Origin of the sequence: Streptomyces sp. AP-93, assembly GCF_022808175.1 — a bacterium.
In the GTDB taxonomy this organism is placed as follows: domain Bacteria; phylum Actinomycetota; class Actinomycetes; order Streptomycetales; family Streptomycetaceae; genus Streptomyces.
Map to the genome: position 1 here is coordinate 120077 of NZ_JALGBX010000025.1, position 12649 is coordinate 132725.

General features: G+C 72.6%; 17 protein-coding genes. 9 read left to right on the top strand and 8 right to left on the bottom strand.

All coding sequences use genetic code 11. From position 1 onward, the window contains the following. Positions 1-84: 84 nt before the first annotated feature. The 4 genes from MTF69_RS33405 to MTF69_RS33420 all read left to right on the top strand — a co-directional run bounded on the left by MTF69_RS33405 (position 85) and on the right by MTF69_RS33420 (position 2126). Positions 85-879 carry a VOC family protein gene (locus MTF69_RS33405; RefSeq protein WP_243340144.1) on the top strand — a complete coding sequence of 265 codons (795 nt, stop codon included), beginning with the start codon at positions 85-87 and terminating at the stop codon, positions 877-879. A gap of 112 nt (positions 880-991) precedes the next feature. After that, a complete protein-coding gene (locus tag MTF69_RS33410; protein WP_243340107.1) occupies positions 992-1498 on the top strand; it encodes a DUF3995 domain-containing protein in 507 nt (168 codons plus the stop codon). Continuing rightward, positions 1495-1656 carry a sigma factor-like helix-turn-helix DNA-binding protein gene (locus MTF69_RS33415; protein WP_243340145.1) on the top strand — a complete coding sequence of 54 codons (162 nt, stop codon included), beginning with the start codon at positions 1495-1497 and terminating at the stop codon, positions 1654-1656. The genes MTF69_RS33410 and MTF69_RS33415 overlap by 4 nt, the downstream gene beginning before the upstream one ends. Beyond that, positions 1653-2126: a hypothetical protein gene (locus tag MTF69_RS33420; RefSeq protein ID WP_243340108.1), complete on the top strand. Its 474-nt coding sequence runs from the start codon at positions 1653-1655 to the stop codon at positions 2124-2126. The genes MTF69_RS33415 and MTF69_RS33420 overlap by 4 nt, the downstream gene beginning before the upstream one ends. On the opposite strand, the gene MTF69_RS33425 is transcribed toward MTF69_RS33420, so the two are convergent. Genes MTF69_RS33425 through MTF69_RS33435 form a run of 3 tightly spaced genes read right to left on the bottom strand, consistent with a single transcriptional unit; the run spans position 2107 to position 5498 of the window. Then, entirely contained in the window at positions 2107-4701 is a 2595-nt protein-coding gene (locus MTF69_RS33425) for a tetratricopeptide repeat protein (RefSeq protein ID WP_308401483.1), read from the bottom strand. The genes MTF69_RS33420 and MTF69_RS33425 overlap by 20 nt on opposite strands. Beyond that, a complete protein-coding gene (locus tag MTF69_RS33430) occupies positions 4698-5066 on the bottom strand; it encodes a hypothetical protein (RefSeq protein WP_243340109.1) in 369 nt (122 codons plus the stop codon). The genes MTF69_RS33425 and MTF69_RS33430 overlap by 4 nt, the downstream gene beginning before the upstream one ends. Positions 5067-5102: 36 nt before the next feature. Continuing rightward, positions 5103-5498, bottom strand: a complete 396-nt coding sequence (locus tag MTF69_RS33435) for an ATP-binding protein (protein WP_308401484.1) — start codon at positions 5496-5498, stop codon at positions 5103-5105. A 112-nt stretch (positions 5499-5610) separates the two neighbouring features. Here MTF69_RS33435 and MTF69_RS33440 point away from each other — a divergent pair, with 112 nt between their 5' ends. Beyond that, the gene (locus tag MTF69_RS33440; RefSeq protein WP_243340110.1) at positions 5611-6435 is read left to right on the top strand and encodes a helix-turn-helix transcriptional regulator; all 825 of its coding nucleotides are present in this window, start codon (positions 5611-5613) and stop codon (positions 6433-6435) included. Beyond that, entirely contained in the window at positions 6432-6611 is a 180-nt protein-coding gene (locus tag MTF69_RS33445; protein WP_243340111.1) for a DUF397 domain-containing protein, read from the top strand. The genes MTF69_RS33440 and MTF69_RS33445 overlap by 4 nt, the downstream gene beginning before the upstream one ends. Here MTF69_RS33445 and MTF69_RS33450 read toward each other — a convergent pair. Continuing rightward, positions 6589-7359, bottom strand: coding sequence for a TetR/AcrR family transcriptional regulator (locus tag MTF69_RS33450; RefSeq protein ID WP_243340112.1), 771 nt, complete (start codon positions 7357-7359; stop codon positions 6589-6591). The two genes, MTF69_RS33445 and MTF69_RS33450, sit on opposite strands and share 23 nt — an antisense overlap. 106 nt (positions 7360-7465) lie before the next feature. Between MTF69_RS33450 and MTF69_RS33455 the strand changes: the two genes are divergently transcribed. Both MTF69_RS33455 and MTF69_RS33460 read left to right on the top strand, forming a co-directional pair. Then, positions 7466-8425 carry an ATP-binding cassette domain-containing protein gene (locus MTF69_RS33455; RefSeq protein ID WP_243340113.1) on the top strand — a complete coding sequence of 320 codons (960 nt, stop codon included), beginning with the start codon at positions 7466-7468 and terminating at the stop codon, positions 8423-8425. 68 nt (positions 8426-8493) lie between these two features. Beyond that, a complete protein-coding gene (locus MTF69_RS33460) occupies positions 8494-9237 on the top strand; it encodes an ABC transporter permease (RefSeq protein ID WP_243340147.1) in 744 nt (247 codons plus the stop codon). A 91-nt stretch (positions 9238-9328) separates the two neighbouring features. Here the strand turns inward: MTF69_RS33460 and MTF69_RS33465 are convergent, their stop codons facing one another. Next, positions 9329-9598 carry a DUF1876 domain-containing protein gene (locus MTF69_RS33465; protein WP_243340114.1) on the bottom strand — a complete coding sequence of 90 codons (270 nt, stop codon included), beginning with the start codon at positions 9596-9598 and terminating at the stop codon, positions 9329-9331. 128 nt (positions 9599-9726) lie between these two features. On the opposite strand from MTF69_RS33465, the gene MTF69_RS33470 reads away from it, so the two are divergent. Next, positions 9727-10311: a MepB family protein gene (locus MTF69_RS33470; RefSeq protein WP_243340115.1), complete on the top strand. Its 585-nt coding sequence runs from the start codon at positions 9727-9729 to the stop codon at positions 10309-10311. A gap of 39 nt (positions 10312-10350) precedes the next feature. Here MTF69_RS33470 and hemB read toward each other — a convergent pair whose 3' ends face one another. From hemB to MTF69_RS33485, 3 genes are read right to left on the bottom strand one after another with little or no spacing between them, the layout of a single operon-like run. Next, complete coding sequence (gene hemB, locus MTF69_RS33475) at positions 10351-11352, bottom strand: porphobilinogen synthase (protein ID WP_243340116.1); 1002 nt, start codon at positions 11350-11352, stop codon at positions 10351-10353. Continuing rightward, on the bottom strand, positions 11349-11636 hold the full coding sequence (locus MTF69_RS33480; protein WP_243340117.1) for a hypothetical protein: 288 nt from the start codon (positions 11634-11636) through the stop codon (positions 11349-11351). Before MTF69_RS33480 ends, hemB begins: the two co-directional genes overlap by 4 nt. After that, entirely contained in the window at positions 11620-12618 is a 999-nt protein-coding gene (locus MTF69_RS33485; RefSeq protein WP_243340118.1) for an ankyrin repeat domain-containing protein, read from the bottom strand. Before MTF69_RS33485 ends, MTF69_RS33480 begins: the two co-directional genes overlap by 17 nt. Between the last annotated feature and the right edge of the window lie 31 nt (positions 12619-12649).

The following is a 12649-nucleotide window of genomic DNA, read 5'->3' on the forward strand; positions in this document are numbered from 1 at the left end:
AAACGGTCCGATTCCGGCCACACAGCCCGGGTAGGGGACGGGCCGTCCTTCCCCTACGCACCCCCGGAGGGCCCCGTGCCCGACATGAACGGTCCCTACAAGCCCGGCACCCCCTGCTGGATCGACCTGATGGTTCCCGACCAGCAGGCCGCGATCGACTTCTACGCCGACCTCTTCGGCTGGCAGGGCGAGATCGGGCCGCCCGAGACCGGCGGGTATTCCGTCTGCACCCTCAAGGGCAAGCCGGTCGCCGGGATCATGAAGGCGATGAACCCGGACGGCACCGTTCCCGACCCGATGCCCCCGACCGTGTGGACCTCGTACCTGGCCACGGACTCCCTCGACTCCACCCTCAAGTCCGTCACCGACGCCGGCGGCACGGTCATGATGGACGCGATGGACGTCATGGACCTCGGGCGGATGGCCGTCATCGCCGACCCGACCGGCGCGGTCGTCGGCCTGTGGCAGGCGGGCACCTTCGACGGAGCGGGCATCGTCAACGAGCACGGCGCGCTCAGCTGGAACGAGCTGAGCACCGGCGACGTCCCCGCCGCGCGAGCGTTCTACGGCGCCGTCCTCCCCGTCACCACGGCCACCTCGGAGATGCCGGGGGCCGGGGGGTACACGGAGTTCCAGGTCAACGGCCGCGCGGTGGCCGGAATGATGGACCTGAAGGACCTCCCGCCGGGCACCCCGCCGAACTGGATCCCGTACTTCAGCGCCGACGACGTCGACGAGATCCAGGCCGCGGCCACCCGCGCCGGAGGCTCCGTCATGGCCCCGGCCTTCGACATGGCGGCCGGCCGCATGGCGGTCCTGGCCGACCCGCAGGGCGCCGTCTTCGCGGTGATCAAGACCCGCCCGGAGATCACCGACTGACAGCCACCCCCCACGTGCGTGACGGGGCTCACAGGGAACGTTTCCCCTGTGAGCCCCCTCCTCTGTGTGCCGGAGCGTTGCCGAAGCGTTTCATCACCGAGGGGGGCACACCATGAACAACACCATGAAGGACACGACACGCAGGCGCACCGGGCAGGCGCTCGCCGCTCTGCTCGCCGCCGACGGGCTGGTCCACCTGTACTGGGCCACCGGCCTGACCTGGCCCGCCCCCGACGAGCGGACCCTGTCGCTGGCCGTGCTCGGCTCCGAGGTGTCCTTCGGCCCGCCCGTCGTCCTGCCGCTCGCCGCCCTCACCCTGACCGGAGCCGCCGCCGTGCTCGCGCACGCGCACGGCCGGGCCGGGCGGCCCGCCCGCCTGGTGACGGCCGCCGTCGCCGCGGGGCTGGCCGTACGGGGCCTCGCGGGCCTGGGCTGGGCCGCCGGCCTCCTCGACAGCCCCGCCGACGGCCCCTTCCGCACCCTCAACCTCGCCCTGTACACCCCCGCCTGCCTCGGCTTCGGCTGGGCCGCGGCCCGGCTGGCCAGAGCCCGGCCCAACTGGCCGACGTACCCGCCCGGGACGACCCGCAGCTGGCCACCGACATCGAGGACGTCCTGACCCGCCTCTCCCCCGCCCACCGGGCCGTCCTCGTACTCCGCGACGTCGAAGGCCTCGATGAGGAGGCCGCCGCCGCCCTGCTCGGCGTCCCGCCGGGCACCGCCAAGTCCCGGCTGCACCGGGCCCGTACGAGCTTCCGGAAGGCGTGGTCCGCATGACGACACACCCGCACGCGATGGACCCCGTCGACACCGTCGCCCGCCTGCGCATCATGGCGGCCGGCATCCCGGGAGCCCGGGTCGTCGAAGCGACCCTCCCCGCCCCCCTGGAGGAGGTCTGGGCGGTGATGTCGGACCTGGAGGGCGAGTTCGGCCGCTTCCAGCCCGACATGCGCACCGTGCGCGTGCTCCGGGTCACCGGCGACCGCGTGGAGGCCCTGGCCCGCAGCAAGTACGGCCTGCGGGCCCACTTCCACGGCGTCCTGCGCCCCGGCTGGTGCTGGCTCCAGAGCCGCTTCCTGATCATCGGCATGGCCGCCGCCCCCACCCCCGAAGGCGGCACCCGAGTAGCCCTGACGGGCGGCGTACGCGTCCCGGGCCGCGCGGCGATCGTCCCGCTGGGCGCGGAACGGGAACTCCGGGTGGCGATGGCCCGGTTGGCGGCCCGGGTCAGCGCGGGCGGGGCCTGAGGCGGTCGCGCCAGCGGCGGCCCCCGGCCACAGGCGGCTGCGCCGGGACAGCGGCCGACCCCGCATGCTCCTGCGGGCGCCGCCCCACGTGCACCGTCACGTCCTCCGTGGTCGCCGCCATGACAGAGCCGGCCCCCGACTGCACCCGGCCCCCCGCCCCGGGCGGCTGCGCCGGGACGGAGCCCTCCTGCCGCAGGGCCGCGGCCACCTCCCGGCAGTCCGCCTCCTTCTGCGACAGACCGACCTCACCGAAGCATTCCGCCGCCCGCTCGAAGGCCCGCACCGCCTCACCCCTCCGGTGCAGCTGGGCAAGCCCGAGCGCCATCAGCTGGGCGGCCCGGGCCTCGTCGGCCAGTTGTCCCGTGCCCGCGAACAGCTCGTGGGCACGCTCCGCCGACTCCAAACCCTCCTCCAGCCGCCCGGCCTTCAGGTACAGCAGCCCCAGGTTGCTGAGAACGGGGGCCTGCCGGACGTGGTCGCCGACCTCCCCGAAGAGGGCGGCCGCTTCCTCCAACCGTACGACCGCTTCCTGTGGGTGCCCCGCGTCCACGAGCGACTTGGCGAGCCAGGTGAGCGACCAGGCCACCCCGTCCCGGTGACCGAGTTCCCTCCGCAGCGCGAGGGCCCGTTCCGCCACGGCCAGGGACTCCTGACGGTGTCCGAACCGCCACAGCACTATCGCCAGGGAAGTCGACCAGGAAGCCTCCCGATGGCGGTCCCCGGTCTCCCGCATCAGCCCGATGGCCTGCCGGAACGCGTCGACGGACTCATCGGCGCGCCCCGTCTGTGAGTGGATGTAGGCAAGACGTGCCAGCGGTGGGCCCTGATCGTGCAGGCTCCCCAGCTCGCGGAAGATGCGCAGGGCTTCCTCGCTCGCCTCCCGCGCCTCCTCGAACCGGTCCAGTTCGCTGTACGCCTGACCCAGGTCGGCCAGCACCTTGCCCTCGCCCTCCCGAAAGGTCTCGCGGAGTAGGGGGAGCGCCTCCCGGAGCTGCTCCACTCCCTCCTCCTCTCGCCCCCCGTCGACGAGAGCGGGGCCGTAGTTGGACAGCGCCACACCGAGGATCAACCGGTCGCCGCCCCGGCGCGCGGCCTCCACCACCTGGCGCGTCATCACGAGGAGCTCCCGTCTGTACCCGTAGATCTTGAAGTACTCGCCCAGGTCCACGGCCATGAGCAGTGCGTCCCTGCACCGTCCGGTTTCGGCCGCGAAGCCCACGGTGGCCGAGGCCACGAGGCGTTCCGCTTCGAACCAGTGCAGAGCCTCCGTTGCCGAGGAGAAGCCCCGACCGGTTTGCGGTCTCCCGCCCAAGCCGAGGGCTGCCCGCGCTCCCCCTAGTTCAGCGAGCAGCCGGGCCAGGAAGCGTTCGATCGCCCTCTCCCGGCCGTCCTGCTGCGCACACTCCTCGCCACGCTCCAGGGCGTAGAGCCGCACCAGGTCGTGCATCCTCCACCGCCCCGAGCCGACCGGCTGCTCCATCAGCAGGCTGGCCCGTACGAGCGCGGCCAGCGCGGGCCGCAGTCTGGCTGCCGCGGCCGTGAGGTCCTCGAGTTCGCCGTAACCAGTGACCAGGGCGGCGTAGAGCGTGGAGGTGTCCGGCCCCGGAACCACGGTCAGGAGCCGGAAGATCCGCGCCTGATCGGCCGGAAGCCGGGCGTACGACAGGTCGAAAGCGACCCGGACGCCGACCGGCACGTCACCGTCGCCCAAGCCGTCGACGTGCAGCTTCTCCAGCCGACTCCTCGCCTCCGTCAGCTGTCGGGCCAGCTCCGCCGCCGGCAGCCCCGGGTCCCCCGCCAGCAGCGCGCCCGCCACCGTCAGGGCCAGCGGCAGCCGCCCGCAACGCTCCGCGATCCGCGCCAGCGCCTCCGGTTCCGTGTCCGGGCGCGGGTCCTGCGGCCGGCTGCGGCGCAGCATGCCCTTGAGCAGCTCAACGGCGGGCCCAGCCGCCAGCTCGTCCAGGCTGATCAGCCGCGGAGTGAATCCCGGCGCGAGGAGCTGGTGGCGCGAGGTCACCAACAGCCGGTGCGTGGCGTCCGCCGGTACGAGGTCCCGCACCTGGGACACCGATCCGGCGTCGTCCGCCACGATCAGGACCCGCTGACCGTCCCGGGCCAGTGCGGCCAACCTGGCCCGGTAAAGCGCCACTTGTCCCTCAGGAGACGGCGGCACGTCGGATTCCCCGATCCCGAGGCAGCGGAGCAGCTCCTGCACTGCCTGCGGCCCGCTCGTGGCGCCGTTCGGGGCGTAGCCGCTCAGCTGGAGGAAGAACACCCGCTCCTCGAACCAGCCGTACTCCAGCGCCCGATGGGCCGTCGCGAGGGCCAGCGCGCTCTTGCCTATGCCGGGGAGTCCGGCCACGACCGTCACCGGATCCCCGCCCTTTTCGAGCAGGTCCGTCAGCTCCTTGACCGCGCCCTCCCGCCCGACGAACGGGGCGGGCGGAGCGGGCAGGCCGGGCGAGGTCGGGGCCGGAGGGGCGGCCCCGGGCGGGTGGGCGACGTAGTCCCCCGCCACCGTCACCTGCGTGATCCGCGCCTGCCCCTCGGCCCGCGCCCGCTGCTCGGCGCTCACGGAGCCGGGTCCGGGTCCGGCTGCTCACCGCCGCCGGCGGCCGTCTGCTGGACGCGGGAGTCCCCGTCGGCGCGCGCCCGCTGGTCCACCGGGCCGGAGGCACCGCCGCCGGTCTGCGTGACCCGGCTGGTGCCGGAGGCACGGGCCCGCTGCCTCAGGGAGCTCTCCCCGCCGCCGGCCCACCACCCGCCGACCAGCGCACACACCGCGGCCATGGCCCCGCCGAATCCGGCGGCGGCCGACACCCGGTCGGAGTCCTTCTCCGGCAGCCAGCCGAAGGGGTCCCAGACCCCCAGCCGGAACCCGGCCAGGAAGGCGATCCCCGTCCCCCCGACGACCACAACCCACCGCAGCGGACGCGACATTGATCCCCCTCGGCCGAAATTCTCCGAGAGCCGAAGCTAGCAGCCGAGCCCCCGGAATTCGCACCAGACGACCTTCCCGGGCGCCCGGGGCAGCACCCCCCAGGCATCGGCCAGCGCCCCGACCAGCAGCAGCCCCCGCCCAGCCGTCCGCTCCTCGATCCGCGACATCCCGGGCCCACTGTCGTGCACCTCGACGCGGACCGTCCCGTCGTACGTGAGCAGCCGCAGCAGGTAGCCCCGCCCGCGCGGGACCCCGTACCGCAGCGCGTTGGTCGCCAGCTCGCTCACGCAGAGCAACACGTCATCGCGGCGGGAGCCTCGGCCCCACACCTTCAAGGTGTCACGTGTGAAGTGGCGTGCGGCGCAGACGGTTTGGGGTGAGCGCGAGTAGAGGCGCTCCTGCACCAGGGCGGGTTGAGTATGTAGATTCACCCGCCGATCGTCGCGTTACGTGACTAGCGTGGAGCAGTACGGCAACCCGTACTCAGTGATGAGTACGGGTTGGTACGGGTACTACGCGGGCGCAGGTGGGGAGTTCACATTCATGCCACCAAGGAAGCGGGCAAGGCCCAATTCGACGGCGATGCGGATGGTCGGCGAGCAGCTCGCTGTCTGCCGGATCGCCAAAGGACTGACCCAGAAGGAGCTCGGCAAGCTGGTCGGGCTCCAGGAGGAGAGCATTGCCTCCATCGAGCAGGGCAGGCGGCCACTGATGCCGGACGTGGCCGTCCTGCTGGACCAGGTCCTCGGACTTCCCGGGGTGTTCGCGGTCGCCGCACACAAGATGCCGCAGATCGACGTGATCCCGCCTTGGGCGGAGCCGCTGATCAACCTGGAACAGAAGGCCGTAGCGCTGTCCTCGTACGAGAACCAGGTCATCCCGGGCCTGCTCCAGACCGAGGCGTACGCCCAAGCGGTCTTCCGTAGCCGTACCCCTCGTTACACCGACGGCGAGGTCGCAGATCAGACGGTGGCCCGGCTCGACCGACAAACGACGCTGCGCCGCGAAAAGCCGATGCAAGCCAGCTTCGTCATCTGGGAGCCCGCCCTTGCCTGCCCACTCGGCGGCCCGGCGGTCCTCCAGGAGCAGCTCCGCCACCTGCTGACCTGCTCCGAATGGGTTGGCGTTTCGATCCAGATCCTGCCAGTGGACCGCCCCAGCCATCCGGCGCTGGACGGTCCGTTCGTCCTGCTGGAGACCCCGAACTACCAGCACATCGCGTACGTCGAAAGCCAACGAGGCAGCCTGGTCGTCTCTGACCTGGACGAGGTCAGCATCCTCGCCCAGAGGTATGCCATGCTGCGCACACAGGCCCTCAACCCCGAGGAAACCAGGGACCTGTTGAAACAGCTGCTAGGAGATCCATGAGCACCCAACTGACGTGGTTCAAGTCCAGCTACAGCGGCAGCGACGGCGGCAATTGCGTCGAGGTCGCCACCTGCGCGACCCAGGTCCACGTCCGGGACTCGAAGGTCCCGAACGGACCGGTGCTCGACCTGACCCCCACCGCCTGGGCCACCCTCACGGAGTGGACCGCTCGCTGATCAGCTCCGCCAAACCGTCCAGCAGGCGGCCCAGCCCGAAGCGGAACTGGAAGTCCGGCTCGTCGGAGCCGGTGAACGCGTCGGACTCCAGCAGCCGGGTCACCGCCGGATGGGTGTCCGGGCCGGTGAGCAGCCGCAGCGTGCGTACGTACTGACCGACGACCTTGTCCGGTGAGACGCCGGACTTCACGATGGCGTCCATCATGTCCGCGGCCATCGTCGCCTCGTTCCGCACGAGGCCGCCGACGAGGATGATCGTCGAAAGCTTCTCGCTCTCCCGCAGGCCGGTCCCGGCCATGGAGGCGAGCCCGCGGTCCATCCAGGCGAGCTGGTTCGGGGTGGCCGGCGGGGCCGTGATCGGGATGCGCAGGATCCACGGCTTGGTCATGAGGAGCGTGCGCTGTGCGTACGCCCAGTGCGACAGGAGCTCCCGCCACCCCCAGCCGTCCGCGTCCGGCGGGAGCGGCGGCGGGGTGCCGACGCCCGCGTCCGACATCAGGATGTAGAGCTCTTCCTTCGCCGTGACGTACCGGTACAGGGACATCGTCGAGACGCCCAGCTCCTTGGCCACCCGGCCCATGGAGACGGCGTCCGTCCCCTCCGTAGCGGCGAGCGCCACCGCCGCGTCCACGATCCGCTGAAGGGTCAGGGTGGGGCGCGGGCCCTTGCCGGGGCGTTCGCGCAGACCCCAGGCCATGGCCAGGCTCGCCGGGAGCCCGGTGCCGTCGTCTTCCGCTTCGTTAGCCATCGCCGCCACCTCCCTCCGTCATGAGTCGTTGACGCACATCCTAGTTCTGTGTATTACTTACGCAATGGCGCGTAACCCATACGCAGAACCTAGAACGGAGACCGGCATGGACGACTTCGGCATCCACGCCACTGCCCTGACCAAGTCCTACGGCGCCCTGCGCGTCCTCGACGGCATCGACCTCGCCGTCCCGCGCGGCAGCGTCCTCGCGCTCCTCGGCCCCAACGGCGCCGGGAAGACCACCACCGTCCGGATCCTCGCCACCCTCACCGAGCCCGACTCCGGCACCGCGCGGGTCGCGGGCCACGACACCGCGTCCGAGCAGGCCCTCGTACGCCGCTCCATCAGCCTCACCGGGCAGTCCGCGGCCGTCGACGAACTCCAGACCGGCGCCGAGACCCTCCGCATGATGGGCAGGCTCTGCGGACTGCGGCCGCGCGCGGCCCGGGCGCGGGCCGACGAACTCCTCGCCCGCTTCGGGCTCGCCGAGGCCGGCGGGCGCACGGCGAAGAGCTACTCGGGCGGCATGCGCCGCCGCCTCGACCTCGCCGCGAGCCTGGTCGCACGGCCCGAAGTGATCTTCCTGGACGAGCCGACCGCCGGGCTCGACCCGCGCAGCCGCCAGGACCTGTGGGAACTCGTACGGGAACTGCGCGCCGACGGCACGAGCGTGCTGCTCACCACCCAGTACCTGGAGGAGGCCGACCGGCTCGCCGACCGCGTGGCCGTCCTGGCCGGCGGGCGGATCGCCGCCGAAGGCACGCCTTCGGAGCTCAAGTCCCGCGTGGCGGGCCACCGCCTCGACCTGACCCTCGCCAGCCGGGCCGCCTACGAAGCCCTGACCCCGCGCGCGGTCCGCCTCGCGGCGCAGGACAGCACCTCCCCGGAGGGGCTCACCCTCACGCCGGAGGAGCTCGGCCTCAGCCTGCCCACCGACGGCAGCGCCGCCCACGTCCGGTCCGTGCTCGACGAACTCGACCCGGACCGCACGGCCGTGGACCGCTTCGCGGTCCGCGGCGCCACCCTCGACGACGTGTTCCTTACCCTGACGGGAGCCGCTCCGTGACCACCTTCGGTACCACGGCCGCACCTACCACCGCCGCACCTACCGCCACCGCGGCCCGCCCCGGCGTCATCGTGGCGGGCTACGCCCTCGCCGGGCGCAGCCTGCGCATCAGCAGCCGTCAACCGGACGCCCTGATCACGGCGTTGATGCTGCCGGTCATGCTGATGCTCATCTTCGTCTACTTCTTCGGCGGAGCCATCGACACCGGGACCGCCTACGTGACCTACGTGGTCCCGGGAGCGATGCTGCTCTGCGCGGGCTTCGGCGCGGCGAGCACCGCCGTCAGCGTCGCCACCGACATGAAGGAAGGCGTGATCGACCGCCTCCGGTCCCTGGACATCGGCGGCGTCCCGATCGTGGCCGGGCACGTCGCGGCCTCGGTCCTGCGCAACCTCGTGTCCACCGGGCTGGTCCTGGCCGTCGCCCTCGCCATCGGCTTCCGCCCCCAGGCCTCGCTGCGCGGCTACGTGGCCGCGGCCGCGCTCCTGGTCGCGTACATCACCGCGATCTCGTGGCTGGCCGCGACGCTCGGGCTGCTCGCCAGCACACCGGAGGCGGCGGGCGGCTTCACCTTTCTGATGATGTTCCTGCCGTACCCGTCCAGCGCGTTCGTCCCCATCGACACCATGCCCGGCTGGCTTCACGGCTTCGCAGATCACCAGCCGCTGACCCCGGTGATCGAGTCCCTCCGGGCCCTGCTCCTGGCCCAGCCGGCGGGCGACGCCCCCTGGGTGGCCCTGGCCTGGTGCGCGGCCATCGGCGCGGTGTCCGTGACCCTGGCGGCCGTCGTCTTCGAACGGCGGACGCGGTAGGCGCGGACGGACACGGGCAGGCGCGGTACGCCGTTACGGCGTACCGCGCCCGGACCTCGGCACATCAGTCACATCAGTCACATCAGCCGCATCAGTGCAGCGGGTACGAGTGCCGACCCGTCGCCTCATCGATCTCCGAGTGGGCCTTCTGCAACATCTGGGACGCGATGTCCATGAGCGCGCGAGCGCCCGCGATCTCTTCCCCGACCCTCAGTTGCTCCGGGTCGGAGGGGTGGCGCATGGCGTAGCCGTGCGCCCGTATCTCGGAGCCGTCCCCGAGTCTGACCAGGGCCGCCGCACTGGTGCGGTGGCCCTCCTCGGTGAATTCGAGCTCCACATGCCACCCGACGAGCGTGGACATGATCCATCACCTCCAGGGGTCACCCTGCTCCCAGGATGCGCCCCACCGCGAGCGCGCGCGAACGGGGGCGCCCGGGTCCGGCCGGGTCCGGCCGGGTCCGGCCGGCTCCGGGTGACAAGCTGGGCGTCATGCCGACGCCCCCCGCGCACCCGCCCGGTCCCCACGGTCCCCAGCCCGTCCACGGCGATCTCCTCGCGGCGAAGGCCCTCGTCTACGATCCCTGCGGATTCACCGTCTCGCAGCCGGTCCCCGAGCCCGAGAGCGCCGAGTACGCCGCCCACGCGTTCACCCTCGACGGGCTCCGCGTCCGGTTCCGCGCGGCCAGGACGACGCCCACCAAGGCCGGCCAGTTCGTCACCCTCTGGCAAAGGTCCGCCCCGGGCGGGCCCATCCGGCCCTTCGACACCGCCGACCCCGTCGACCTCTTCGTGGTCGGCTCCCACGAAGGCGACCACTTCGGCCAGTTCGTGTTCTCCCCGGAGGCGCTCCGGCGCCGCGGTGTCGTATCGGCGCAGGGCTCGGGCGGGAAGCGGGCCTTCCGCGTCTACCCGCCCTGGGTGACCACCACCAACCGCCAGGCCGGCACCGCCCAGGCCTGGCAGCTGGCCCACTTCCTGCACCTGCCCGCGCCCGCCCCCGCGCACCCGACCCCGCGCCCGGACGGGCCCGTCGACCTGGCCCGCGCCCGGGAGCTCTACCTCTCTCCCGCCTGAGCCCGGGACCGGCCCCCACCCGCCCTCAGCGGCCGGCGGTCAGCGCTCCGCCCGCAGCCACTGCGCGACCTCGGTCGCCCAGTACGTCAGGATCGTGTCCGCGCCCGCCCGCTTGATGCCGAGCAGCGTCTCCAGGATCGCCCGGTCGCGCTCGATCCAGCCCTTCTCCGCCGCCGCCTCGATCATCGCGAACTCGCCGCTGATCTGGTACGCCGCCACCGGGACGTCCACCGACTGCGCGACCCGGAAAAGGATGTCCAGGTAGGGTCCGGCCGGCTTGACCATCACCATGTCGGCGCCCTCCTCCAGGTCGAGGGCGAGCTCGCGCAGCGACTCCCGGGCGTTCGCCGGGTCCTGCTGGTAGCTCTTGCGGTCGCCCTGGAGCGAGGAGGCGACGGCCTCGCGGAAGGGACCGTAGAAGGCGGAGGAGTACTTGGCCGTGTACGCGAGGATCGAGACGTCCTCGTGGCCCGTCTCGTCCAGCGCGTCGCGGATGACGCCGACCTGGCCGTCCATCATCCCGCTAGGGCCCACCACGTGGACGCCCGCGTCGGCCTGGACCTGCGCCATCTCGGCGTAGCGCTCCAGCGTCGCGTCGTTGTCGACGCGCCCGTGCTCGTCCAGCACCCCGCAGTGGCCGTGGTCGGTGTACTCGTCGAGACACAGGTCGGACATGATCACCAGATCGTCCCCCACCTCCGCCTTCACGTCGCGGATCGCGACCTGGAGGATCCCGTCCGGCTCGGTGCCCGCCGTGCCCCGCGCGTCCTTGTTCTCGTCGGCCGGCACGCCGAAGAGCATGATCCCCGAGACCCCTGCCTCGACCGCCTCCACCGCGGCCTTCCGCAGCGTGTCCCGGGTGTGCTGGACCACGCCCGGCATCGCCGAGATGGCGAGCGGCTCGCTGATGCCCTCCCGGACGAACGCCGGGAGGATCAGGTCCGAGGGGTGCAGCCGGTTCTCCGCGACCATCCGCCGCATCGCCGGGGTGGTGCGCAGCCGACGGGGCCGCGAGCCGGGGAAGGATCCGTACGTGCTCATCTTCTAGTCGCCTCTTCGAGCTTCGACAGCAGTCGGGACCAGCCTAGAGCCCGGCCCCGGCCCGGCCCGTTGCGCGTCTCCCAGTCCCAGAGCGCGTTCGCCCGGTGGTCCGGCGAGAAGAGCGGGCCGATTTCCTCCACCCTCGCGTACGCCTGCGGGGTGTCCGGATGGTCCCGCAGGGCCAGTCCGTAGGCGCCGATCATCCGTGTCAGCCAGTCGTCCACGTCCAGGAGGGACAGCAGCAGGTCCGTGGCATCGGCGGTGCGGTCACCGGACTCCGCCATGCTGTCCGCCGCCGCTTGCCGCACCGGGCTGCGCGGTGAACGGCCCGTCGGGCCGGCCCATGCAGTCCACCGCCCGCAGGCGCACCCCGGGCTCCGGGTGGACGGCGCACCTCAGGCCGATGGACTCCAGCCTCGGATGTCCCACGTCGTGCTCGGTCAGGGCCCACAGCACCGACGCGAGGACCTCGGGGTCCGGCTCCACGTCCGCCCAGCCGGCGAGGAGCTCCCGGTCCTCCTCGTCGTACGGGTATGCGTCGGCCCCGAAGCGCCAGTGCAAGGTCAGCAGCCAGTCGGCGGCAAAGCGGCGGTGGACGGAGGACGGGTGGTGCCGCAGGGCCGCCACCACCTCCCGGCTGCCCTCCGCGAGGCGAGCCTTGAGCCGGACCCCGGCCGCGAACCAGTCCACGTGCGAGGAGTCGGTGTGCCGGACGGCGCGGGCCACCAGTTCCTCCAGGGGGACCGGAACGCCGAACACCTGCTCCAGGGTGGTCAGGACGGCGCCGTGTCCCGCGCGTACCGTCAGCCCGCCGAGCACGATCTGCTCGACCTGGCACCACTGCTCCTCGACCGTCGAGGTCTCCGCCGGGCCCGCCGCCCCCGTCAGCCGCCGCAGCTCCTCCTCCGCGCCCGCCCCCGCCCCGTACCACCGCCGGGCCGCCTCCAGCAGCCGTGCCCGCTCCGCCTGCGGCAGGCGCTCCCCCGGGTCGGGGAGGTCCCGGGACCACAGCAGCGCGTCGACCACCGCCGGGGAGCCGCTCTCGACGGCCCGCAGCAGCGGGGTCGTGCCGTCGGGCAGCGCCCGGTCCGGGTCCGCGCCGGCCTCCACCAGCAGCTCGGTGATCCCGTACGCGTACGCCGCCACCGCCGCGCACAGCGGCGGCAGCCCCTCCTCGTCCGGCCCGTCCGGATCCACGCCGCCCTCCAGCAGCGTCCGTACCGCCTCCGTGTCGCCCGCCCGTACCGCTTCCCCCAGTGCCGTCATGCCCGGAACATGCCACACGGCCAGGGAACGC

Coding starts and splice junctions, on each gene's coding strand:
- MTF69_RS33485 (WP_243340118.1), bottom strand. CDS start 12,618: ATGACGGCACTGGGGGAAGCGGTACGGGCGGGCGACACGGAGGCGGTA.
- MTF69_RS33440 (WP_243340110.1), top strand. CDS start 5,611: ATGCCACCAAGGAAGCGGGCAAGGCCCAATTCGACGGCGATGCGGATG.
- MTF69_RS33480 (WP_243340117.1), bottom strand. CDS start 11,636: ATGGCGGAGTCCGGTGACCGCACCGCCGATGCCACGGACCTGCTGCTG.
- MTF69_RS33470 (WP_243340115.1), top strand. CDS start 9,727: ATGCCGACGCCCCCCGCGCACCCGCCCGGTCCCCACGGTCCCCAGCCC.
- MTF69_RS33410 (WP_243340107.1), top strand. CDS start 992: ATGAACAACACCATGAAGGACACGACACGCAGGCGCACCGGGCAGGCG.
- MTF69_RS33450 (WP_243340112.1), bottom strand. CDS start 7,359: ATGGCTAACGAAGCGGAAGACGACGGCACCGGGCTCCCGGCGAGCCTG.
- hemB (WP_243340116.1), bottom strand. CDS start 11,352: ATGAGCACGTACGGATCCTTCCCCGGCTCGCGGCCCCGTCGGCTGCGC.
- MTF69_RS33465 (WP_243340114.1), bottom strand. CDS start 9,598: ATGTCCACGCTCGTCGGGTGGCATGTGGAGCTCGAATTCACCGAGGAG.
- MTF69_RS33420 (WP_243340108.1), top strand. CDS start 1,653: ATGACGACACACCCGCACGCGATGGACCCCGTCGACACCGTCGCCCGC.
- MTF69_RS33455 (WP_243340113.1), top strand. CDS start 7,466: ATGGACGACTTCGGCATCCACGCCACTGCCCTGACCAAGTCCTACGGC.
- MTF69_RS33430 (WP_243340109.1), bottom strand. CDS start 5,066: ATGTCGCGTCCGCTGCGGTGGGTTGTGGTCGTCGGGGGGACGGGGATC.
- MTF69_RS33445 (WP_243340111.1), top strand. CDS start 6,432: ATGAGCACCCAACTGACGTGGTTCAAGTCCAGCTACAGCGGCAGCGAC.
- MTF69_RS33405 (WP_243340144.1), top strand. CDS start 85: ATGAACGGTCCCTACAAGCCCGGCACCCCCTGCTGGATCGACCTGATG.